Source organism: Flavobacterium sp. Arc2 (assembly GCF_041431385.1).
Classification (GTDB): Bacteria; Bacteroidota; Bacteroidia; order Flavobacteriales; family Flavobacteriaceae; genus Flavobacterium.
Map to the genome: position 1 here is coordinate 192161 of NZ_JASMRH010000004.1, position 24713 is coordinate 216873.

The 24713-nt window shown below is 33.9% G+C and carries 16 protein-coding genes; 3 read left to right on the forward strand and 13 right to left on the reverse strand.

The features are described from left to right. The first annotated feature begins 57 nt into the window (after positions 1-57). On the forward strand, positions 58-1533 hold the full coding sequence (locus QO182_RS04145; protein WP_371560041.1) for a TonB-dependent receptor: 1476 nt from the start codon (positions 58-60) through the stop codon (positions 1531-1533). Positions 1534-1627: 94 nt separating this feature from the next. On the opposite strand, the gene bcp is transcribed toward QO182_RS04145, so the two are convergent. Then, entirely contained in the window at positions 1628-2086 is a 459-nt protein-coding gene (gene bcp, locus QO182_RS04150; protein ID WP_371560075.1) for a thioredoxin-dependent thiol peroxidase, read from the reverse strand. A 283-nt stretch (positions 2087-2369) separates the two neighbouring features. Between bcp and nth the strand changes: the two genes are divergently transcribed. Continuing rightward, on the forward strand, positions 2370-3020 hold the full coding sequence (gene nth, locus QO182_RS04155; RefSeq protein ID WP_371540946.1) for an endonuclease III: 651 nt from the start codon (positions 2370-2372) through the stop codon (positions 3018-3020). Positions 3021-3111: 91 nt separating this feature from the next. Here nth and QO182_RS04160 read toward each other — a convergent pair whose 3' ends face one another. The 9 genes from QO182_RS04160 to QO182_RS04200 all read right to left on the reverse strand — a co-directional run bounded on the left by QO182_RS04160 (position 3112) and on the right by QO182_RS04200 (position 18198). Beyond that, positions 3112-3255: a hypothetical protein gene (locus QO182_RS04160; RefSeq protein ID WP_371540947.1), complete on the reverse strand. Its 144-nt coding sequence runs from the start codon at positions 3253-3255 to the stop codon at positions 3112-3114. A gap of 49 nt (positions 3256-3304) precedes the next feature. Continuing rightward, positions 3305-3889: an RNA polymerase sigma factor gene (locus QO182_RS04165; protein ID WP_371540948.1), complete on the reverse strand. Its 585-nt coding sequence runs from the start codon at positions 3887-3889 to the stop codon at positions 3305-3307. A 362-nt stretch (positions 3890-4251) separates the two neighbouring features. Beyond that, a complete protein-coding gene (locus QO182_RS04170) occupies positions 4252-5010 on the reverse strand; it encodes a family 16 glycosylhydrolase (protein ID WP_371560043.1) in 759 nt (252 codons plus the stop codon). A gap of 3 nt (positions 5011-5013) precedes the next feature. Next, a complete protein-coding gene (gene bglX / locus QO182_RS04175; RefSeq protein ID WP_371560045.1) occupies positions 5014-7320 on the reverse strand; it encodes a beta-glucosidase BglX in 2307 nt (768 codons plus the stop codon). An 84-nt stretch (positions 7321-7404) separates the two neighbouring features. Continuing rightward, entirely contained in the window at positions 7405-9045 is a 1641-nt protein-coding gene (locus QO182_RS04180) for a family 16 glycosylhydrolase (RefSeq protein ID WP_371560047.1), read from the reverse strand. An 11-nt stretch (positions 9046-9056) separates the two neighbouring features. Further along, complete coding sequence (locus QO182_RS04185) at positions 9057-10607, reverse strand: hypothetical protein (protein ID WP_371560048.1); 1551 nt, start codon at positions 10605-10607, stop codon at positions 9057-9059. 13 nt (positions 10608-10620) lie between these two features. After that, a complete protein-coding gene (locus QO182_RS04190; protein WP_371540953.1) occupies positions 10621-12099 on the reverse strand; it encodes a RagB/SusD family nutrient uptake outer membrane protein in 1479 nt (492 codons plus the stop codon). Between the two features lie 11 nt (positions 12100-12110). Further along, on the reverse strand, positions 12111-15158 hold the full coding sequence (locus tag QO182_RS04195) for a SusC/RagA family TonB-linked outer membrane protein (RefSeq protein ID WP_371560051.1): 3048 nt from the start codon (positions 15156-15158) through the stop codon (positions 12111-12113). Positions 15159-15396: 238 nt separating this feature from the next. Further along, positions 15397-18198: a triple tyrosine motif-containing protein gene (locus QO182_RS04200; protein WP_371560053.1), complete on the reverse strand. Its 2802-nt coding sequence runs from the start codon at positions 18196-18198 to the stop codon at positions 15397-15399. A 207-nt stretch (positions 18199-18405) separates the two neighbouring features. Here QO182_RS04200 and uvrA point away from each other — a divergent pair, with 207 nt between their 5' ends. Continuing rightward, entirely contained in the window at positions 18406-21192 is a 2787-nt protein-coding gene (gene uvrA, locus QO182_RS04205) for an excinuclease ABC subunit UvrA (protein ID WP_371560055.1), read from the forward strand. Positions 21193-21265: 73 nt separating this feature from the next. Here the strand turns inward: uvrA and QO182_RS04210 are convergent, their stop codons facing one another. The 3 genes from QO182_RS04210 to QO182_RS04220 form a co-directional block, all read right to left on the reverse strand. Next, positions 21266-21562 (reverse strand): hypothetical protein, encoded by a 297-nt coding sequence (locus QO182_RS04210; RefSeq protein ID WP_371560057.1) that lies wholly within the window; start codon positions 21560-21562, stop codon positions 21266-21268. A gap of 314 nt (positions 21563-21876) precedes the next feature. Next, positions 21877-23343, reverse strand: a complete 1467-nt coding sequence (locus tag QO182_RS04215; protein ID WP_371560059.1) for an oligosaccharide flippase family protein — start codon at positions 23341-23343, stop codon at positions 21877-21879. A 35-nt stretch (positions 23344-23378) separates the two neighbouring features. After that, the gene (locus QO182_RS04220; RefSeq protein WP_371560061.1) at positions 23379-24665 is read right to left on the reverse strand and encodes a glycosyltransferase family 4 protein; all 1287 of its coding nucleotides are present in this window, start codon (positions 24663-24665) and stop codon (positions 23379-23381) included. Positions 24666-24713: the final 48 nt, after the last annotated feature.

Genomic DNA, 24713 nt, shown 5'->3' on the forward strand with positions numbered 1-24713 from the left:
TTTCATTAGAAACCTATTTAATTAACTTTGTAACATATTAGCCATATTTAAAATATAATGGATACAGAGATAAAATTAAAAGGTGACAAAGTCATCGCACAAATACCCTCAATAAAAGACAAAGCCCTACGTATAAATTTGAACGAAAATATATATGGAACCTTTGCCGAGATTGGTGCTGGACAAGAAACTGTAAGACATTTTTTTAGATCTGGTGGTTCATCCGGAACTATTGCAAAAGCGATGTCAGCCTATGATAAAGATTTTAGTGATTCTATTTATGGTATAGAAAAAGACGGAAGGTATGTAACCGAAAGCCGACTCAAAAGAATGATCACCATGGAAGGTGAGTTAATTGAGAAGCGATTGAGTAGAGAAAAACATCCTAATAAAATGTTTTTTAGTTATGCCAATACGGTTGCTACCATTGATTTTGCCAAACAATTTAAAGGCCACGGATGGGTAGGTATCCGTTACCAAATTGAGCCAGACGAAGATTATAATGAAATTATACTTCATATCCGTTTTAAAGAAACTGATGCTCGCTTACAGCAAGAAACCCTTGGTATCCTTGGAGTGAATTTAATTTATGGTGCTTACTATAAATACAATGACCCTAAAAGATTACTACGTTATTTATACGATCATTTAGACAAAGACCAACTGGAAATAGATACTATAAATTTCTCAGGTCCTCGTTTTGCCGATGTAGACAATCGCTTGATGAGTTTACAATTAGTAAAAAACGGAATGACTGATGCGGTTATGTTTGATCCTCAAGGCAGAAACATACTTCCAGCAGCAATATTGTATAAAAAGAATATTCTTGCTCTAAGAGGCAGTTTCCGTCCGGTTACGAAAGTAAACATGGACATGTACGAGAAATCATTGAAGATGTTTCTTGAAGAAAATAAAGTCGAAAAAGAAAATACACTAGTTGTTTTTGAAATCACCTTATCAAACTTACGTTCTGATGGTGAAATTGACGAACGCGATTTCATGGATCGAGCCGAGTTACTTTGTTCTCTAGGGCAAACAGTAATGATTTCGAATTTCCAGGAATATTATAAAGTGGTCGAATATTTTGCTAACTATACCAAAGCAAGAATGGGATTAGCCATGGGAGTAAATAACTTAGTTGACATTTTTGATGAAAAATACTATCGTCATTTAAGTGGAGGAATTCTGGAGGCTTTCGGGAAATTATTCTTCCGTGATATGAAGGTGTTTTTATACCCAATGCTTGACGAGAATGGTGACATCACTACTTCAGAAAATCTAAAAGTACATCCTAGAATGAAAGAACTTTACAAGTTCTTTAAATTCAACGGAAAAGTAGTTGATATTGATGATTATGACCCTGCAATCTTAGAGGTATTCTCAAGAGAGGTTTTAAAAATGATTAGCGACGGAAAACAAGGTTGGGAACCAATGCTTCCTTCCGGAATTGCTGAAATAATTAAAGAGCATAGCCTCTTTGGTTACAATCCGACGAAAATTTTGAATGAAAATAATTTAAATCCTGATTGTTAATCTAAACGATTCGGTACTAATTAATAAAAAAGCCAAGAAAGTTAAATTTACTTTCTTGGCTTTTTTTGTATTAAAAAACGACTGATTTTTACTTCTAAATCTCTTTTAGAATTTGGTCAGCATGCGCTTTAGTTTTTACTTTTTCGATTACTTCATCGATAAGTCCATTTTCGTCGATGACAAAAGTAGTTCTGTGAATGCCGTCGTATTCTTTTCCCATAAATTTTTTAGGTCCCCAAACACCAAAAGCTTCAATTACTGATTTATCCTCATCTGTTAATAGCGGAAACGGGAAATCATATTTTTCTTTGAATTTAGCTTGTTTCGCTTGTGCATCGGCACTTACTCCGAGTAGTTCGTAATTGTTTGCTTTAAAGCGCTCAAAATTATCTCTTAGGTCGCATGCTTCTGCAGTGCAGCCTGGTGTACTTGCTTTTGGATAAAAGAAAACAACTAATTTTTTTCCCTTGTAATCTGCTAATTTATGAGATTTCCCGTCTTGGTCTAATCCTGAAAAATCAGGCGCTTTATCTCCTTTTTTTAATGTTATCATCATTTTTTTATTTAACCGCAAAGTGCGCTAAGGTTTTTAGCAAAGATCACAAAGCTTTATTATTGTTTATTACTATTTTAATTTACACTTCTACTGCCCCAGATGGTAATGGAAAGCCCGGACTGAAAAAATACATTTTTTTATTGTTTATAAAGAGCGACCGGCAGGAAGCTCCTTTATAAACTTAGAAAAAAAGTTTTTATGAAGGAGGACTTGTAATGAACAGCTGGATTAGGCACATCCTAAAATTTATATTATTTTTACAAGATATAAAAATACAAAAATGACGAAGCAAGAACGGGTAACGTTTGTTATAAATACGTTAAAAGAATTATACCCAACCATTCCCATTCCTTTAGATCACAAAGATCCTTATACTTTATTGATTGCAGTATTACTCTCTGCACAATGCACTGATGTGCGTGTCAACCAAATTACGCCATTGCTTTTTGCTAAAGCAGATAATCCTTATGATATGATAAAAATGTCTGTCGAGGAAATAAAAGAAATCATACGTCCTTGTGGGCTTTCCCCGATGAAATCTAAGGGAATTCATGGTTTATCTCATATTTTGATTGATAAACATGGCGGAGAAGTACCGCAGAGTTTTGAGTTTCTAGAAGAATTACCGGCGGTAGGTCATAAAACAGCAAGCGTTGTTATGTCTCAAGCCTTTGGAGTTCCGGCTTTCCCAGTCGACACTCACATTCACCGTTTAATGTACCGATGGAATTTGACTAATGGTAAAAATGTGGTTCAAACAGAAAAAGATGCTAAACGTATTTTTCCTGAAGAAATATGGAACGATTTGCACTTGCAAATAATATGGTATGGAAGACAATATTCGCCCGCAAGAGGTTGGGATTTAGAAAAAGACATAATTACTAAAACTGTAGGAAGAAAAACGGTTTTAGATGGGTACTATAAAAAATAAATTTCACTAGTTTGAAATACAAATTAGTGAAATTTATCAATTCAAGTTCCGTAATAGAACTTGGTTTTTAAGCTTTTAAACTAATAATGGTTTAGTTAGAAATAATTTCGAAACTATGATTATTAATTTCAATCATGGTTAACGCCTTTGAATAATTTAATAAAAAAGAAACGACTTCTTTTCTTGGTTTCATTGCCTTAATGGATAATGATTTTTTAGAGTAAATTTTTGCCATGTTGTATTAATTTGTTTTTATTAATAACGCAGCATATATCTAAATATTGTTAATTAGTTAAAACAATTTGATGTTTGTCAATAACTTTTCTCAAGTTCATTAAAGCGTAACGCATTCTACCTAAGGACGTATTAATGCTAACTCCTGTAATTTCTGAAATTTCTTTAAAGCTCATATCCTGATACATACGCATCACTAAAACTTCCTTTTGGTCGAGAGGCAGCTCTTCGATAAGCTTCTTTATGTCGCTTTCTACTTGATCAGATATAATTTTATTTTCTATCGTAGGGGAATCATCAGACATTATCGAGAAAATAGAAAACTCTTCAGTTTCTCTAAACATTGGCATTTTCTTATTTTTTCTAAAATGATCGATAATAAGATTGTGCGAGATTCGCATAACCCAAGGCAAAAATTTCCCCTCTTCATTGTATGAATTAGACTTTAGCGTTTTGATTACTTTAATAAAAGTATCTTGAAAAATATCGTTTGAAATATCTCTATCCGAAATTTTAGAATAGATAAAGCCGTAAATTCTTGATTCATGCCTTTTGATTAATGTAGATAGTGCTTCCTCGTCACCTGCTACATAATTTTGTACCAATAATGCATCCGGGGGTTGTGTATGAGCCATAGTTATACCTTTTAGTCTAGTTTGAAATTTGGAGTAAATTTTCTAAAAAGTAGTGTTATACTATAGGCTGGATTTAATTATGGTTTCATTTAGTAGCCAAATTTAACAAATATTTACGCTAACAAACAAATAAATTTAAGAAAAATTAACGGCCTAAGCATTAAAGTATTAAAAACAAGGAGTTAAAGATTCTATTTAAACATTTTTAAAGGATCACAAAAAACTTGTGACCCATTAGTACCCTTAATTATAGCATCCTAAAGAGAAATAAATCAATGATAAAAGAGCTGTTTTTACTCTAAAAAAAAATAAGTAGCAAGCTTAAATTTACTTGCTACTTTTCTTATATTTCCATCAGCTATTTATTGATAAACTCTAATATAATCCACAGAAAAATCTTGTGGAAAAATGGAATCATCAACATCTGGCCCTCCAAAATTTCCTCCAATTGCCAAATTAATAATAAAATAAAAAGGTTGATCATACGGCCAGGTCGCTTCCGTCTTATGCTCTGGATTAAAAGTGTAGACTAAAATAGAATCTACAAAAAAGTCTATTTTATCTTTTGACCAATCCATCGCATAGATGTGAAACCCTTCTTCAATGTTTTGAAACTTTGTTTTTTTAGTGTTGATAGTATTTCCGTGACTATCCTGTGTATGCAAAGAAGTAAAAACCATATCTGGCTCTCTTCCTACATACTCCAAAATATCAATTTCTCCACATTTAGGCCAACCTACTTTATCAATATTAGATCCCAACATCCAGAAAGCCGGCCATATGCCATTCCCAACAGGTAATTTTGCTTTAGCTTCAAAGTACCCGTATTGAAATTCTTTTTTCCCTTTGGTTGTGATTCGGGTAGAAGTATATTTCACCTCTTCCTTTTTAGCGGTAATTACTAATTTACCTTTTACTAATTTATGATTTTCATTGGTATATAATTGACGTTCATTATTGCCCCAACCACAATTGGGGCAACCGTCTCCAAGTTCAACATTCCAAATTGCCTCGTTTAAGTTTTTTTTTCCATTGAAATTTTCCTCCCAAACCAATTTTTTCCCTTTTGGCTGTGCCAAAGAAATCGAACATACCATCAATAATATTAAAAATTTATTCATTTACTAGTTATTTAGATATTGAAAATCTCCTTCTAAGGTTTGAGCAGAACTACCACCAACAAATACTTTAAAATCGCCCGGTTCAGCTTCCCATTTAGAATTAGCAGTAAAAAACTCGATTGTTTTTTTGTTGATTACAAAAGATACTTTCTTAGACTCATTAGGTTGCAATTCAATCATTTCAAATCCCTTTAATTCTTTTACTGGTCGTGTTACCGAGGCAAACAAGTCACGAATATACAATTGAACAACTTCTTTACCTGTGTATTTTCCAGTATTTTTTATTGTAACAGATACTTCCATTTGACCATTGTCTGCAAATGATTTTTGACTTAATTCTAAATCAGAATATTTAAATTTAGAATAGCTTAACCCATAACCGAATGGGTATAACGGAGTATTCTCTACATCAATATAATGTGACCAAAAAACACTTTCTGGTTCATTCATAACTGGCCTCCCTGTATTTTTATAATTGTAGTAAATGGGTACTTGACCTACATTTCTTGGAAAAGTCATTGGTAGTTTTCCGCTCGGATTATAGTCGCCATACAAAACCTGTGCGATCGCATTACCGCTTTGAGTCCCTAAATGCCATGCTTCCATTATCGCGGGAATATTTTCGTCAGCCCATGGAATAGCGAGTGGTCGTCCATTATTTAAAACCAAAACAATATTAGGGTTCGCTTTAAAAATTGTTTCTAACAATTCTTGTTGTACTCCAGGCAATCCTAAATCTGTTCTACTTCTACCCTCTCCTGATTGCAATCCGTGTTCTCCTAAAACCATTATCACAACATCAGCCTGCTTTGCTGCAGAAATTGCTTCTGCAAAACCGCTTTTGTCTGTCATATTAATTTTAGTCTCCCAAACAAATTGGGTTCTTCCGACACTAACATCAGCTCCTTTGACATAGTTAAGTTGATTTCCTTTATAGCCTTGAAGTCCCTCCAATACTGAAACAGCACTTTCGTCATCTGCCGCAATTCTCCAACTCCCCAACGGACTCGTTTTATCATTTGCCAATGCTCCTATAAGAGCAATTTTTACGCCTGATTTTTTAAGAGGTAACAGTTCGTTTTCATTTTTTAATAAGACAATTGATTTTTTTGCCATATCCAAAACTTCTTCTTGAAACTTAGCACTTCCAACCGTTTCTTTTTCACGAGTTTCATCACAATACTTATATGGATTATCGAATAACCCCAATTCAAATTTCACTTTAAGGATTCTTCTAGCAGCATCATCAATTAGATTTTCGCTTACTTTCCCTTCTTGAACCAATGCCACCAAATGCTCTACATAAGCACTGGATTCCATATCCATATCAGAACCTGCATTAATCGCAATTTCGGCAGCTTGCTTGCTGTCTTTTGCATAACCATGAGCAATCATTTCGTTGATCGAACCCCAGTCAGACACTACAAAACCATCGAATTTCCAATCGCCTTTTAAAATCTGTCTTTGCAGGTATTTATTTCCGGTGGCAGGAATTCCGTTCAATTCATTGAAGGAATTCATAAAAGTTCTTACTCCGGCATCGACAGCCGCTTTAAAAGGAGGAAATATAACATTCTGTAGAGTAGTTTCACTTACATCAACTGTATTATAGTCTCTTCCCGATTCTGCAAAAGCATACCCTGCAAAATGTTTAGCACAAGCTAAAATAGTGTTTGTGGCAGCTAAATCAGTTCCTTGAAAACCTTGGACTCTTGCTACTGCAATTTTACTTCCTAAAAAAGGATCCTCACCTGCCCCTTCCATTACTCTACCCCATCTCGCATCTCGCGCAATATCAACCATAGGCGCAAAAGTCCAGTTAAGTCCTACTGCTGAAGCCTCCTCTGCAGCCATTGCAGCCGATTTTTGTATAGCTGCCATGTCCCAGCTTGCTGACTCAGCTAGTGGTATAGGGCTTATGGTTTTATAACCATGAATTACATCAAATCCAAAAATTAAAGGAATACCTAATCTTGTTTCTTCAACTGCAATTTTTTGCAATGCTCTTACATCCTTTACCCCTTTTACATTAAGCATTGAGCCTACTAAACCCTTTTTTAAATCATCATACTTTTTTGCAGCCTGTCCCTCTTTAGGAGAAGGTCCTGTTATTTCCCAAAAACCATTGTATTGATTGAGTTGCCCAATTTTTTCTTCTAAGGTCATCAATTTCAAAACCGAATCTACTCTGATTTCTAAAGGATTATCTTTCACGTAAGAAACCGATGGTTTCATTATTTTGTCACCACAACCCACTACTAAAAGGGAAACTGTAATGAAGGGTAACATCAATTTTAAATTATTTTTCATGTATTTCATTTTTTCATATTATTAAAATTAAAAGGCCGGTAAAACACCCGACCTTTTTAATCTCTTTAAATAAATACTTACTTATTATTGATAAACTCTTACATAATCAATCTCCATTGAAGATTGAGTAAATGCGGGATCTACCGTACCTCCAAAAGTTCCTCCCATAGCTACGTTTAAAATCATGAAAAAGTCTTTATTGAATGGCAGACTACTAACATTTGCCACAGTGTGGTATAACACATCATCTACATATATTTTTACTGATGCTGGAGTCCAAATAGTTTTATAAACATGAAATTCAGTAGAAGCATTGGTAATTGTTTTAGTACTTCCATTTGCATTACCGCCAGAAAAGCCTGGATAATGCAAAGTACCATGAATAACATTGGGCTCATTTCCTTTGTGTTCCATAATATCTATTTCTCCACAACCTGGCCATGTATTAGTTGCGTAATCTGAACCTAACATCCAGATCGCTGGCCATGTTCCTCCACCTGCTGGCAATTTAGCTCTTACTTCTACTTTTCCATAAGTAAACTTGTACTTACCTTCTGATTTTAATCGAGACGAAGTATAACCAACACCTACTTTTTTGGCAGTAATTTTTAAACTTCCACCCGCTACTATTACATTATCTGAACTATTAGTATAGGTCTGCAATTCGCTATTTCCCCAACCACCAGCACCTAAGTCATAAGACCATTTGGCTGGATCAGGTGCACCATCAGTATTAAACTCATCCGAAAATTTAAGTGTTGTATAATCAGTAACCGCTTGTGTTGGTTTTGTTGTGGTAAAAATCATATACCAAGCTAAACCTGTATTATTCGCCTGTACAAAACGCACAGCCATACGGTTATCTGTTATTGATAGAATTTCATAAGAGCTTTGTCCTACATAGTACCCCATAAATCCTCCGTCAGAGAAATTCATAACCGTACCTCTTGTTTGAGTCAAACGATCGGCATTGCGCATTATGACTGATTCTGAAGGGCTTAAAGCTACCGTTTTAAGTCCTCCTGTATTATAAGCCAAACAAGCATCATTACTTCCTGTTCCGCCACCTACGCTTAAGTAAGCACTGTTAAAAAATGTAGAGCCACCATTATCTAATTTGAATTTCATGATACCGCCATCCAAACTGAACGTTAGCACATTATCATAAAAACAACTAGTCGCCGCTGCACCTGCTTTTTCAAACGCAACCGCTTGGTAATAATTTGGATAATAATTCTTAGTAGCGTCGCCATCATTCTGCCCTACACCTAAATGGCCTGGTTCTGACGCAGACACGTACCATTTTTTAGTAGTACCACCTGTCAAAAGCTTAATAGCCTCCGCATCTTCGAAATTACTTTGCACTTTTACTTCAACAGTACTATTCGTCGACACTCCCCCAGTACCTGAAGCAACCACAGTTACAGTATAAGAGTTAAGACCCACTTTTGTAAAAAGTTTCTCCAAAACACCACTTGGTGCGTTTGAAGACGTTCCATCAGGGAAAACAAATTTATAGGATATCGCATCATCTGCGGTTGCCGTAAATTTAACTTTACCGGAACCATCACCATTTGGGTTCGCTGCTGTTTTACCAATCAGCTGTACTGCTACTTGCAAATTTGTAGGAGCCTGTAATGAACCGAAAGTAAAATCATCTTTCGAACAATTGACCATTATTAACAATATAAAAATGGAGATTGTGTTTATAATTATTTTTTTCATCTTTTATGTTTTTAGTTGGATTGTTTAATATCGTCAAAATAATAGGTAGCTCCGGCTCCTGTTTGTCCAAAATCAAAGAACACAACCACTCTTTGATAATCATTAGAATTTATAACACCTGGAAAATCAAAAGTCAGTTCTTCCCAACCATTAGCAACTGTAGATGTAGCATCAACTTCAATATTTGTCGCATCAGTAGCTACTTTTTTCTCCAATTTCATTTTTACTACAATTCCAGCTTTTGGAGACCAAACTTTCATTTTAATCTTTTTCATCACCGCAAAATTTATAGGGCTATCTAAAGCCAATGAACTACCTGCCCATACTTCGGCTCCGCTTCCTTTTGTAAGGGCTGCTACTTTTGTAGAAGTATTGATTCCTGTAGCATTTTGATTAGCAATAACAGCTGTGTTTGCCCCGCCGAAATTCCCAAAATTATAGGTCAAAGTTGCTGACTCAAAAGAAAGAGGTAAAACTAAAGTTTCAGCACCACTAACTAATTCTATATCATCATAAAAATAATCAACACCTGTACCTGGCTTTCCGAAATCGAAAAACACTACAATTCTTTGGTAATTATTTGCATTGTTAATTGTTGTAAAATCATAATTCAATTCTTCCCATCCATTAGCAACGGTTGTAGTGACATCTACTTCGACATTAGTCGCGTCAGTAGCTACTAATTTTTCAAGCTTCATTTTTATCACAATTCCAGCTTTAGGTGACCAAACTTTCATTTTAATCACTTTTTTAGTTGAAAAATCGATAGGAGCAGCTAATTCTATTGTAGAACCAGCCCAAACTTCAGCTCCAACTGGCTTAGTTAATTTGGCTACTTTAGCACTTCCATTAACTACTCCAATACTTGGATTGTTTGCACCAACAGAAAAAGCGCCTCCAAAATTTCCAAAGGCAGGTACTGCCGTTTCAAAAGTGATTGGTAAATTGATAGGGTTTGAAATAACTACTGTTTGTGTACTGGTTGTTTTGGCTACTCCACCACTCAAAGCCACTATTTTTACTACATAACTTCCAACTGCTACATAAGTATGGCTAATGGCTTCTCCTTCCATGAAATCTACTGGTACTTCATTGGCTACATCTCCAAAGAAAACTTGGAAATAGGTTTCTAACTTGGCTGTAGCCGAAACTGTAATTGAGAAATTATCTCCTAAAACTGGACTAATAACTGGTGCTAAATTGGTAGGCGCAAGAAAAGACACCGTTACAACTTGAGTAACTTCAGTTTTTTTACCGTTTAATGTCGTTGCAACGATTTTTGCATTATAAACTCCTTCTTTATACGTATGATCTACTGTTGCACCCGCATTTACATATGCAGGCTCCGTTGTTCCGTCTCCAAAAAGTATTTCATATTGCGTAACTCCTTCACCTCGTGGTAAAAAAGTAACCTTTCCAGTATTATCTTGAGTCACTGTGGTTAATGCTGAAATGTTTTGTGGCGCAACTAAAGCGTCCAAATCAACGTCTAAGTTGTCTTCTGAACACCCTAAAAAGAGTGCAAAAACAATAAGACTTGCTATTAATTTTAAATTTTTCATAATTACTGTTTTTTTAATATCCAGGGTTTTGCGTCCAATTTCCGTTTGCAAATTGAATTTCCTCAATTGGAATAGGGAATAATTCATTTTTTCCAGCTGTAAATCCAGTTATTTCTTGAGCCGCTTTTTTAGTTCTCACTAAATCAAAGAAACGGTGTCCTTCACCAACTAGCTCTATTTTTCTTTCTGTCAAAATAAAATCAGTTAATGCTGCTCCTGATGCTGAAATGTCATGATTAAGATCTCCGAAAGCACGCCTTCTAACTTGATTCAAGTATCCTCTGGCTTTAACATCACTCAATCCACTTCTATTAAAAGCCTCAGCTGCCATCAATAACACATCCGCATAACGTATCGATCTGTAATTATTAGGATTAGTCAAGTTTAAATCTCCTGCAGCTTTTGTGCTTCTTTTTCTTGGAATATACTTTCTATTAAAGTACCCAGTGTCTTCATACCCTTTACCATAAGTAGCACCTGTTTTTGTTGCCCAATCTTTAAAATCTAAAATGGCAACAGCCTTACGATTGTCTCCTACCTCAAAAGCATTCACAATTTTAGGTGTAGGAATATTAAAACTAAAACCAGATGTAAATAAAGTTCCAGTATAGTTTCTCGGTCCGCTAAAACCAACAGCTACATTTCCTTCGCTACATTGTAAACAATCAAAACTAGCTCCTTTAACGTCAGAGTATTGTACTTCAAAAACGGATTCAGCTCCATTTTCACCCTCCGCTTCAAAAATCGAATTGTAATCTGCTACAAGTGAATAATTCCCTGCCGTGATTAAACTTTCTAAAGTAGTTGCGGCCTTAGGAAAGTTGTCTTGATATAGATACGCCTTCCCTAAAAGTGCCAATGCAGCTCCTTTTGTTGCTCTTCCCTTTTGTGAAGGCAAAGCGGCTAAATTTTCAGAAGCGTAGATTAAATCAGCTTCAATTGACGCATACACCTCTTTAACCGTAGAGCGTGGAATAGTTTTTTCATCTCCAACTTTGAAACGGGCATCCCCTTTCATAGGAATACCACCAAACCATTTTACCAATTCAAAATGGTAATATGCTCTAAGGAAACGAGCTTCAGCAATAACTTGCTTTTTACCATCAAAATTAGTTTTATTTTGAAACTCTAAGATGTAATTAGCTCTGTTCACTCCTGCAAACATCCAGTTCCAAACATCTCTTAGGTTACTGTTTACCGGAGTATGAATCATATCGTCAACTTGCTGAAAACCAATGACATCAGTTTGACTCTCTCCACCTGCTAAGGTATTGTCAGATGCAATTTCACCTAACAGTACGTTTACATAAGAGGATTGTAGTAAGTCGTAAGTCGCCACTAACGCATTGTCATAATCGGATTTAGAATTAAAATAATTCTCAGAATCTATAGAATATGCTACATCTCGATTAACAAACTCATCGCTGCAAGAAACGGTAAGAGTTGAAAAGATTACTATAGTAGCAATTGTAAAAAATATATACTTTTTCATTTTAATATTACTTAAAAATTAATATTTAGACCTAACAAATAGGTTCTTGGAGTAGGATAAAAACCATAGTCAATTCCACTACCAATCGGATCCCCATTGGACGCTCCTGGATCAAAACCTCTATATTTTGTAAAAGTGTACAGGTTGTTTACTCCTGCATACAATCTCAACTTGGTAATACCTGCTTTTTCTGTATATCTTGAATTAAGTGAGTATCCTAATTGCACGTTTTGAATTCGCACATATGAAGCATCCTCTACAAAATAGTCCGAGAAAACATTATTTGCCGTAGCTCCTGTGGTAACTCTAGGCGTCACACTAGTTGTTCCTTCCCCTGTCCATCTATCCAAAACATAATTCAAACGGTTAGCATCAGAAAGTGTTCTTTCATAATTTCGCACCATATCATTTCCTACAGAAGCAAAAGTGAATACTGCAAGATCTAAGTTTTTATAATTCATCTGCAAATTGAACCCCATCGTCGCTTTTGGAATTGGGTTTCCTAAATTAGTCCTGTCTTTTGCATCTATAACATTATCTCCATTTACATCAACATAACGAATATCTCCAGGTGCTGCATTAGCTCCTAAACCTATCTGTGACGGATGTGCATTAATTTCAGCTTGATTTTGGAAAATACCATCCGTTTTATATCCATAGAAATAACCAATAGGAAGGCCTACTTCCATTCTTGATGGAGCAGGTTGGCCAACACCAAAGACTCCTCCTTCTATAAAACCGGTACCATTGTTTACTTCCAATACCTTATTTTCTAAGAAAGTAACATTATAACCCGCACTCATAGAAAAATTATCAGAAAATGAGTTTTTGTAATCAACAGAAAATTCAATCCCTGAGTTTTTTACTGTTCCAGCATTTACTGTAGGTGCGCTTGCTCCAGGAGCATAATTTCCCGTAATTCCAGAAACAGGAATATTTGGAATCAATAAATCTTTTCTTGTATCCGTAAAATAGTCAGTAACTATCGATACCTTATTATTAAATAATTTTAAGTCTAAACCAAGATCAAATTTTTGCGCTTGTTCCCACTTCAAATCTGGATTCGGTATTTGACCGCTTGCTGTTCCGTTTACTAAAGTACCATCAAAAACATAAGTACCTTGACCGCTAAGTTGAGAAACATAACCATTATTAGGGATTTGATCGTTTCCTAAGGTTCCATAACTACCTCTTAACTTCATGAAATTTACTAGTTTTGAATCACCGTAAAAACCTTCATCAGAAATTATCCAACCAGCAGTAAAAGAGGGAAAATAACCCACTTTATTACCCGGTCCGAATTTTGTGGAAGCATCACGTCTTAGCATTGCTGACAATAGATATTTCCCCTTGTAATCGTACTGCATTCTACCAAAATAAGATAGTCTTCTTTCATCATATACATAAGAGCCATTCGTTTTAGCTTCCAAAAACCCAGTAGTCAGTGAAATATCAGCATAATCCCAAGAATTGTTAGGTACGTCATAGCCTGTTGCGTTTAATGAGCTACCCCACTCTTTATAAATAGTATTTCCAATTGTTCCTACGAAATTATGATTCTCGCCTATTGTTTTTGTGTAAGTTCCAAAAATATCGAACGAATAATTATTATCATTTACATCTTTTTGAAAAACAGAACTTCTTTGCACATCAAAAACTTTTCCTCCATAATTAATTTCTTTAGCAAAAACTTTTTCTTTACTGTTAGATGTATTAAACCCCATAGAACTAGATAATACAAACCCATCAAAAAGTTTATATTCTAAACCAAAATTTCCATTTAACTTCTTGAAATTATAATCATTATAGGTATTAGCAACTTGAGCTAAAGGATTTATTATTTCATTTCCCAAACCTGTTGTGCTCGGCACTACAGTAAAATCTCCATTTGCACCGTAAGGATTTAACGTTGCAGGAGTATTTAAAGCATTAAACAAAACAGAACCTAATCCATCCTCACTTAATGTTTTACGATTAAAATAAGTATAAATAACGTTTGTTTTTAATTTTAATTTATCTGAAACGTCAGCCCCTAACGACACTCTAGCAGTATTTCTTAAAAACCCAGACTTGTTACCGCCAATAATACCTTCTTGATCTAAATGGGATCCACTTACGGCATATGTGACCTTATCTGAACCTCCGGTAATTGATATATCATGATTAATAATTGGAACGCCTTTATTAAAAACCTCTTTTTGCCAATTTGTCCCTTTCCCAAGTCCGCTTACATTAGAAAAAGGAACTGGATTACCTCCGTTTGCATAACTTTCATTGAGCAATAATGCATACTCTGTCGCATTCAACAGGCCAAGCGACTTGGTTGTTTCCTGAAAACCTGTATAGGAATTGAAACTTATTCTTGGCTTTGAATTCTTTTTACCTGTTTTTGTTGTTATCAAAATAATACCATTAGCACCAATAGTTCCGTAAATTGCTGCTTGTGCATCTTTTAAAACGGTAATAGTTTCAATGTCATTTGGATTTAACAACCCTAGTTCTCCAACATACCCATCTATAATAGTTGTTGGTCCGTTTTCTCCGTTTGTTGCAATACCCCTGATACGAATATCTAGCTTCGCCCCTGGTGCTCCAGAAGTTGATGTCACATTAACACCAGAAACAGTTCCTTGCAAGGCTTGTTCAATTTTAATAGGTTTTAAAATTTCCAATGTCTTGCTATCTACAGTAGATACGGCACCCGTTACTTCTCTTCTTTTTTGACTTCCGTAACCAATAACTACTACTTCTTCTAAACTTTTAGCATCTTCTTCTAATATGATGGTCAGATTAGTATTGCTACTGTTTACTTTATATTCAAAATTTTTATAACCTATATAAGAGAATACAAGCGTAGCTCCTGATGAAATTTTCTTTAGAGAGAAAGCACCATCAAAATCGGTTACGGTACCACTAGCCGAATTTTTAACTTGAATATTAGCTCCTGGTATTGGTAGACCAGAACCTTTCTCCTTTACAATTCCTCCAACATCATAACTTTGGGCAAAACCGAAAGTCGAGAAAAAAAGGAAAATAATTAATAGATAATTTGATTTCATAATTTGTGTTTTTTGTGAATTATAAAATTACACTGCTAACACTAAATAATCATCAAAAAGAACCTTTACAAAAAACATACAATGCAAAAAAAACAGTATTTAATTCATAATAATATTATAAAACTAAGAAAACGGCCTGTTAAATAACAAAATACCCAAAAGCATAAAACAAAAAAACCACAACAATAACGTTAATGTTGTGGTAATGTATAGGTAATATACCGTAATAGTTACAATACTATACAGCCAAAATATATTCTGCAAGGCCTTGCTCGTGTACTAATCCCATCTTTTTACGCAATCTATACCTCTTTATCTCTACACTTCGTACTGAAATATTTAACATAGGAGCAATCTCCTTTGAAGTAAGATTCAGTCTTAAGTAAGCACATAATCTTAAATCATTTGAAGTCAGAGAAGGATGCAGTTGCTTTACTTTTTTGAAGAAATCCTTATCCGTATTTTCAAATGCTTCTTTAAAAACACTCCAAGAATCCTTTCCTGTTATATTTTTATTAATCGTAGAAATAACCGATTTAATACTTCTGTTTTCATCACTGTTTGTCTTTTTTAAATCTTCTTTTATAAACTCAAGCAGCTCGTTTTTACTATTCAAACTCATTGTAGAAGCGGCTAGTTCTCTATTTTTTACATCTACATCTTGAGAGAGTTGCTCATTTCTCACGCGCATTAATTGGTGCTCACTCTCAAGTTCTTTTATCTCTAACAAAAGGTTATTTTCTTCAATAAGCTTGTCTTTTTGCTTTTGATAATAACTTTTATATTTCTTGTGAATAACCCGAGCTAACAATAATAATAATATGAAATAGAGAAATAGCGCCTGATTAGTACCATACCATGGTTTTTGAATTCTAAAATTATAAACAACTACTTTTTCGAGTGTTGTATTCGCAAATCTTGCTCTCACTTTAAACACATAATCATGTGAAGGAAGGTTTTTAAAATTTACCGATGGTTTTGCACTCCAGTCGCTCCACTCGTTTTGAAAACCTTCTAGTAAATACTGATACTCTGCATTGATATACTTATTGTATTCTGGAACGGTATAACTAAAGGTTACGTTGTTTTCATTATAATTAAAAGAACCTTCTGTGGTTAACGTGATATATCTAGGCTCCTCATTTAATTTATTAGCGGTGACACTTGATAAAGAAATCCAATAATCATTAAAAGCAAGCTCATTAATATTCATAATATAATAACCATCAGTAGTGCCAAAAAGATAATCTGAATTAGAAATCTGAGCTATATTTTCGTAGCCCAACATCGAATTTGTTAAAGAAACAGGAATGGGAATACTATTTTTTTTAAGCTGATTACTTAATTTGCTTGAAGAGAAATAACTGATGTAATTTTTAGAAAACAACCAGATTTTATTCGTATTATCAACAATCATCTTTCCAGAAGTATATTCATCATTTTCAAAAACTGAACTTAATAAAGTATCTTTTTCAAATAGTTTGGTTTTATTATTTAATTTAAAAACACCTAATTTATAAGCATAATATATGACGTTATTAAACTTTACCAAGCAAGCATTTTTCCCTTTTTTAGGATTTACATACGTTTTAATTACTTTTATATTATCTAATTTAACATCACAAACTAATCTGAATACGCCTTTATATTCGTGACTCACATAAATTTCATTGTCTTTTGTTATTTCGAAATATTTTGAAGAATAATCAAATCCTTTTATTTTATTTCTAAAAACCCACTGATTATTAACTTTTTGCAAAACAGATATTCCATAGTAATTTCCCTGTAACAATAATGCTTTGTTTCCTGGTACGGTTTCAAATTTCCAAGTTCCTGATTTAGAAAAAATAGGTTTAGCTGAACTATTTTCAATAATAAAAGTACCGGTATCGTGTCCGCAAAACAAAGTTTTATCGTATTCAAACAATGACCAAACCTGACCTTTAGTACCTTTGATAAAAGTAAATCTATCTTGAGAATTATAGTTTCTATAGAACAATCCTTGATTGGTTCCTACATACAATTTTCCGTTAAAAAGTTTGGAACAATATACGGTTCCTAAAGCGCCTGTATCATCAACATAACTCCGAATAGGCGATTGCATATTGATACAGTTTATTCCGTTATCTAAACCTACCCAAAGATTTTTTTCGGCATCTTCAAATAATGAAAGTGCTGTATTATTACTTAACCCTTGATTTTGAGAAATATGGTACTTTATTTTTCCTTGATTTGATAAAACAAAAATCCCGTTAGAAACCGTTCCAATAGCGTAGCTCCCATCCGAAAGCAACTGACTACTATAAACACTACTATTTGATAACTCAGCATCAGCTTCGGTAATAAACTTAGTCCATTTTAATCCTACTAATTTATAAAAACCGTCTGTTTGTGTCTGAATTAAAAGTCCGTCATCGGATGCAAAAATATTAACTACTCTGTTATTCTTCAAAATTGTACTATTCGAAATCAACTTACTCTTTCCGCCTTCTATTTCGAACAAATCACCAGTAACCGTTTGGAAATAAATAGAATTTTTAGTTCTAAAAGATCGAAGTATACCCGAATTAGGCTTAATAACCTTAAAAGCCTTCGTTTGGAGATCATAAATGTAAATTCTGTTCAACGATTGAAATAAAACCCAATGCTCATAATTTAAGATATTCCAAAATTGTTCGTCATCAAGAATTGTATTTTTTAATTTCTGACTTAAAGAATTGTATTGCAGCCTTCCATCCGTATTTCTTTTCCAGAAACCAAACTCCATGTAGCTCCCCGTAAAAACTTTTCCATCAATTACTTTAACGGATCTAATAATTGTTTCGTTAGAAGAAGGGTACAACTGCCAGCTAGCACCATTGTATTCTAAAAGCCCTTCGTTATTGGCAAAAAAAACATATTGATTTTGATCCTGAGATATCATCCAATTTTGATTTCCTGCACCATAATGATTCGGGGCATATTTCACTATTGGAGGCAACTCCTGTGAAAAAGCAAAAGACGAGACTAAGACGAACAGAATATATAATTTTGTTTTCAATGGATTTGGGATTTATTATATTTCAAAAATAAAACTAAAAACGGTATTTATCATCCGAAAGGAAATAATTAAACTGTACAGTATGAAAAATTGAGATTTAAAAGCCAAATTTAATTTAAAACACTAGAATTAGCTAAAATTTGTGATTCGTTCAATCCCATTTCTCTATTCAAAATTGATTACTTTTGTGAAAACACATTATTTTTTATGCAAGTTGACTTTTCCAAAATAGATCCAAAGAAAAATATAATAATAAAAGGGGCACAAGTACACAATTTAAAAAATGTGGATGTTGTGATTCCGCGCAATAAATTAGTGGTAATCACTGGTCTTTCTGGCTCCGGAAAATCCAGTTTAGCCTTTGATACTTTGTACGCCGAAGGACAACGTCGGTATGTAGAAAGTTTGTCTTCTTACGCCAGACAATTCCTCGGAAGATTAGACAAACCTAAAGTAGAGTACATTAAAGGTATCGCACCTGCTATTGCCATTGAGCAAAAAGTAAACACTACTAACGCTCGTTCTACAGTAGGAACTTCTACTGAGATTTACGATTATATGAAATTGTTATTTGCCCGAATTGGTAGAACATTTTCACCAATTTCTGGTCAAGAAGTAAAAAAGAATACGGTTACTGATGTGGTAGCTGATGTGAAAAAACTTGATTTAGAAAGCAAATGGCTACTCCTCGCACCAATTCATCTCGAAGAAGGTCGGAAACTAGAGGATAAGCTTAAAGCATTGCTACATCAAGGGTTCGCTCGAATTTTAGTTGACAATCAAATGATTCGTTTAGACGAAATCGATCAGCATCCACTAGACAAAAAAGATATATTACTAATAATTGATCGAATTGTAGTAAAAGACGAAGAAGAATTCTTTAATCGTCTTGCTGATGCGGTGCAAACTGCTTTCTATGAAGGAAAAGGTATCTGTTATTTACAAGAATTAAATTCTGATAAAAGGTTTTCTTACTCCAATAATTTTGAACTCGACGGAATTACTTTCCTAGAGCCAAATGTCCACTTGTTTAGCTTCAACAATCCTTACGGCGCTTGTCCCGTATGCGAAGGATATGGAAACATAATAGGTATCGATGCTGAACTAGTTACCCCAAACACTTCTCTATCTGTTTATGAGAATGCCATCTTCCCTTGGCGCGGCGAAAGCATGAGTTGGTTCCGCGATGAACTAGTGAACAACGCTTACAAATTTGATTTTCCCATTCACAAACCTTTCTATCAGTTAACCGGCGAACAAAAAGAGTTAATATGGCAAGGGAATCAATATTTTCAAGGTTTAAATGATTTTTTTAAAGAATTAGAAGAAAAAAATTATAAAATACAAAATCGCGTAATGCTTAGTCGTTACCGTGGCAAAACAAAATGCCATGCTTGTAAAGGAAAGCGTTTACGCATTGAGGCTTCTTATGTAAAAATCAATTCAAAAACTGTTTCTGACTTAGTCGATTTACCAATTAAGCATTTAGTTACTTTTTTTGAAGGAATCGAATTGGATGTCTATGAAAAACAGATCGCAAGACGTTTACTATTAGAAATCAATAATAGATTGTCTTTTTTAACCGAAGTAGGTTTAGATTACCTAACCTTAAATAGAAACTCATCCACTCTTTCCGGTGGAGAATCACAACGCATCAACTTGGCTACTTCACTAGGAAGTAGTTTGGTGGGGTCGATGTACATTTTGGATGAGCCGAGTATTGGCTTACACCCAAAAGATACGGAACGCTTAATAAAAGTATTGATATCACTTCGTGATTTAGGAAATACTGTTATAGTCGTTGAACACGACGAAGATATTATGAAAGCCGCCGATATGATTATCGATATTGGTCCTGAAGCCGGCTCCTTCGGTGGAGAATTAGTTGCTCAAGGTACCTATGAAGAAATTTTAAAATCAACTTCGCTCACCGCAAAATATCTCAACGGAGATTTAGAAATTTCAGTCCCTAAAAAGCGTAGAAAATTCAAAAATTTCATCGAAATAAAAGGAGCTAGAGAAAATAACCTGCAAAATATTGATGTTACTTTTCCATTAGATGTACTTACGGTAATCACAGGTGTTTCTGGAAGTGGAAAAAGTACGCTGATTAAGAAAATATTATTTCCTGCCATGCAAAAGAAACTAGATAATGCAGGTGAAAAAGCAGGTCAGTTTAGCGAGATCTCAGGCTCTTTTTCTCAAATAAAGCACATTGAATATGTAGATCAAAACCCGATAGGGAGAAGCTCCCGTTCAAACCCTGTGACTTACATCAAGGCTTATGATGACATAAGAGAATTATATGCCAAAGAAAAATTATCAAAAATAAGAGGCTACCTCCCAAAACACTTTTCTTTTAATGTCGATGGAGGCCGATGCGAAACCTGTAAAGGAGAAGGTTCCATCAACGTAGAAATGGTTTTTATGGCCGATGTTCAATTGCCTTGCGAAACTTGTAATGGTAAACGATTTAAGAAGGAAGTACTTGAAGTTACTTTTGCAGGAAAAAACATCAACGATATCCTGACCATGACTATCGATGATGCGGTAGCATTCTTTGAAACTAACGAGCAACATAAAATCACACAAAAACTAAAACCATTGCAAGATGTAGGTTTGGGCTATGTTCAATTAGGGCAATCCTCTTCTACTTTATCCGGTGGTGAAGCCCAAAGAATAAAACTAGCTTCTTTCCTTGTAAAAGGAGCAACAAAAGAAAAAGCATTGTTTGTATTTGACGAACCCACAACGGGATTACATTTCCATGATATAAAGAAACTTTTAGCCTCTTTTGACGCCCTGATAGAAAAAGGACATTCGATACTAGTTATAGAACACAATCTGGATCTTATAAAATGTGCCGACTGGATCATTGATTTAGGCCCTGAAGGTGGCGAAAACGGAGGACAATTACTAGCCGTTGGAACTCCGGAAGAAATTGTAAAAAACAAAAAGTCAATTACCGCTCATTATTTAAAAGACAAACTGTAAGCAAAATAATATAGACAAAAAAAATAGCCTTGTATAAAATACAAGGCTATTTTTTTTTACTTAAAACAGTAAATTAATTGTAGCATTTATCTTCAAATGCATTCCCATCTTCGTCAATGGCAACTAATATTCTTTGCTCACGCGAAGAAATAAAGCTTCGATACATCCAAGGAATTGACCATAAACCTAATGTAGCACAAGAAAAAAGAAAATTGATATTGTGATTTACTTTTATTCCTTTTTTTGATAAAACAGCGAAAGGCAATTTATCATTTCTCTCCTCTATTACAAACCCTTTATTAATTTTTTCCTTAAGAATTTTAGAGAATTTAATTTTATTCTCATCGTTGGTTAACTCTTGGTTTTTCATAATAATCAGATGATTAAATTTCAATAATGTTGTATTAAGTCAAACAATAATGATATGACAAAATTAGGAAGTTATACACTCTCCCACAATACCCACTTTTAGTGATATTTTAAAAAATTAATATCTCCAAAACAATTTATATATTTCAATCTCAAATGTATTTATCAAAGCAATCAGTCTTGTTATATAATAATCCTATAAGTTTATAAAATTTACATACTCTGTAAGTTAAAAAGCAAAAAAAACTTGTTAGAGAAAACTATTTATAAAATAATTTCCTCTAACAAGTTTTTATAATTTAGACCTAAAATGCGTTAACGAATTCCTACTTTCTTTAATAAACTAGCCAACACCCCGTTTATTTCTTTAGAAACTTTAAACTTATAATTGAGATAAACATAAGCAATAGTAACTAAAACCGACTTCATACCAATAGCAATTATAGGATGTAAAGGAAACTCCCAGAAATAAAATGCTAAAAACAATATAAAAGTCAATATTAATGAAGTCACAGTTTGTTTTGTAAAAGGGTATAAATGCATCCTCTTAACTACAAAAAGTAATTTAGCTAAACTATATAAGGTTATAGACAATAATGTCGCAAAAGCAGATCCTAGGATTCCGTATAGTGGTATAAAGATCATATTTAAAGCTATTGTAATAAACACTAAGAACAGCCCTAAAAACAGCACCATACGATAGTATTTTGAATTAAATATTATCGCGTTATTATTCCCTAAAATTAAATCAAAATATTTTGACATACCAATCATAAAAACAACTGATATTCCACCGCTATACTCCTTTGGGACTAACTCATATAACTGATTGATATTAACAAAAATACAAAGCATTACAAAACCACCTACTACTTGAAGATTGATCGAAGTTTTTTTATACAAATCATTCAGTTCATCATGCTTATTTTCATGCATCAACTTTGCTGTAATGGGATATACAATTTGGTGCATAGCACGACTAGGAACTGAAATAACTAATGCAATGTATGTTGCAACAGAATAATACGCTATGTTTTCAATCACCATGTATTGATTTAGCATTAACTTATCACCATCCAAAAGTAAATTAGCCACACTACCTGACAGAATAATATAAAAAGTGTATTCTAACACCTCTTTTACATTATCTGGAATCGTAAATTGAAATCTAGGTTTCTTTATTTTAAAGGCATAAAACATTGTAATTACTAAGGCTAAAAAGTAAATTCCAGACGTCACATATACAAAATCAACAACAGTTATCCATTTAAAATATACTCCTATTAGAGCAAACAACGAGAATAATCGCAAACCAACTTCTTTAATAAAATTTCCAAAAACAGAATGCATGTGTACACGTGCCCAAGCATAAAAAATTTCGAAATACGCCATACATAATCCGGTAAACGGAATTAGCCAAATAAAAGTTTTAACAATTGGATTCTTTTTAGAAACAAAAAAAACCAAATCATCAAAGAAAAAAAGGCCAATAAAAGCTAAGGGGATGCATAGTAGTATAGGAAATAATACCGTAAAAGATAAAAACCGCTCTCGCTCCTCCTCTGTATTGTATTGAGAATAAAATTTTACTAAAGTATTTTGCATACCAATAGCAAAAAGTGGCATAATAACATTAGCCGCCGATAAAATATAATTTGTTACCGCATAATAAGTAGCACCAAGAAAAATTGGGTATAAATAAAGTGTATTAATAGCTCCTACACCAAAACCGATGTAAGTTATTATTGTATTTTTTAAGGACTGATTTAATACTATTCCCATTCTTACTTATTGTGAGATGCAGTAATCTCTTTATATTATTTATTAAGCAGTTTCACCAGTTCTTTAGTGAGATTCTTTCTAGAATATTGTTGTAAACCAACGCCATTTGCCTGTAATTTGCCTTGCAAAAATTGATTGTAAAAATCCAAAATTACACTTTTTAATTTCACTTTCTCTGAATAATCAAAAAACACCCCAGTATTTGTATTTGTTATTATTTCTGCAAAATCAGAGCTCTTGGGTCCGATAGCAACAATTGGTCTGTTCGAAACCATATATTCAAATAATTTCCCCGGAATAATGCTCTTAGTATCTTCAGAATCAATTTCGATTAATAACAAAACTTGCGATTTACGTTGATGAGCAATCGCTTCCTCATGCGAAACATACCCCAGATTATTCAGATAAGGATTTAATCCAAATTGCGAAATAGTTTCCAGCACTTCCTGACTTACGGCCCCTATCAACTTAATCTCTAAATGTGATTTAAACTCCGGAATATCTTTAATCAACTCTACTAAGGACTCCCATAAAATCATAGGGTTTCGCTCAGAAAGAAAAGAACCAATGTGCGCCAAACTGAATTTATTATCCAATGGCTGTGTTTCTATATTCTCGACATCATATCCATTTGTAATTACCGCAATAGGCTTGCGTGTAATGGCTTCAAATTCTGTTTTTGTAGTCTTGCTCGTAACAATAATCGTATCTGCAGTATTCAAAACTTTACGTTCTAACATTTTATGCTTTTTAGTGGCATAATTTGATAATCGTAACGATTTATGATAACCAATAGTCGTCCATGGATCTCTAAAATCAGCAAACCATTTTAAATCTAATTTTTTCTTCAATCCCAATCCTATAAGGTGCAAACTATGCGGTGGTCCTGAAGTAACAATAGTGTCAATATTGTTTTCTACGATGTATTTTTCTAAATAAGAAATAGAGGGCTTAACCCATAAAAAACGAGCATCAGGAATAAACAAATTACCACGTATCAAAAGAAAAAGTTTATCGATAAAAGATTGCTTTTTTTGATTTGGGATAATTCCAGAACTTATTTTCTTGGTTTTATTTTTCGAAAAAAAAGAAGCTAATTGGTAGGGCTCAAAAATTTTCTGCTTCAAGACAATTGCCTTATCTGAAACTTCTTTTACTAAGTTTTCATCAACAATAGGATACGTAGGATTCTCCGGAATATAAACTATAGGCTGAATTCCAAAATCCGGCAAATATTTTACAAATTTAAGCCAGCGTTGAACACCTGGTCCTCCTGCTGGTGGCCAGTAATAGGTTATGATAAGGACTTTCTTTGATTCCAAAGTTTAAGGTTTAAGGTTTAAGGTTTCGAAACCCAACAAAATCGATAT

Bases quoted from the DNA above. Each gene is read 5' to 3' on its own strand.
- bcp (WP_371560075.1), bottom strand. From the start codon at position 2,086: ATGATAACATTAAAAAAAGGAGATAAAGCGCCTGATTTTTCAGGATTA.
- QO182_RS04145 (WP_371560041.1), top strand. From the start codon at position 58: ATGGATACAGAGATAAAATTAAAAGGTGACAAAGTCATCGCACAAATA.
- uvrA (WP_371560055.1), top strand. From the start codon at position 18,406: ATGCAAGTTGACTTTTCCAAAATAGATCCAAAGAAAAATATAATAATA.
- QO182_RS04190 (WP_371540953.1), bottom strand. From the start codon at position 12,099: ATGAAAAAGTATATATTTTTTACAATTGCTACTATAGTAATCTTTTCA.
- QO182_RS04215 (WP_371560059.1), bottom strand. From the start codon at position 23,343: ATGGGAATAGTATTAAATCAGTCCTTAAAAAATACAATAATAACTTAC.
- QO182_RS04195 (WP_371560051.1), bottom strand. From the start codon at position 15,158: ATGAAATCAAATTATCTATTAATTATTTTCCTTTTTTTCTCGACTTTC.
- QO182_RS04165 (WP_371540948.1), bottom strand. From the start codon at position 3,889: ATGGCTCATACACAACCCCCGGATGCATTATTGGTACAAAATTATGTA.
- QO182_RS04170 (WP_371560043.1), bottom strand. From the start codon at position 5,010: ATGAATAAATTTTTAATATTATTGATGGTATGTTCGATTTCTTTGGCA.
- QO182_RS04185 (WP_371560048.1), bottom strand. From the start codon at position 10,607: ATGAAAAATTTAAAATTAATAGCAAGTCTTATTGTTTTTGCACTCTTT.
- nth (WP_371540946.1), top strand. From the start codon at position 2,370: ATGACGAAGCAAGAACGGGTAACGTTTGTTATAAATACGTTAAAAGAA.
- QO182_RS04160 (WP_371540947.1), bottom strand. From the start codon at position 3,255: ATGGCAAAAATTTACTCTAAAAAATCATTATCCATTAAGGCAATGAAA.
- QO182_RS04210 (WP_371560057.1), bottom strand. From the start codon at position 21,562: ATGAAAAACCAAGAGTTAACCAACGATGAGAATAAAATTAAATTCTCT.
- QO182_RS04180 (WP_371560047.1), bottom strand. From the start codon at position 9,045: ATGAAAAAAATAATTATAAACACAATCTCCATTTTTATATTGTTAATA.
- bglX (WP_371560045.1), bottom strand. From the start codon at position 7,320: ATGAAAAATAATTTAAAATTGATGTTACCCTTCATTACAGTTTCCCTT.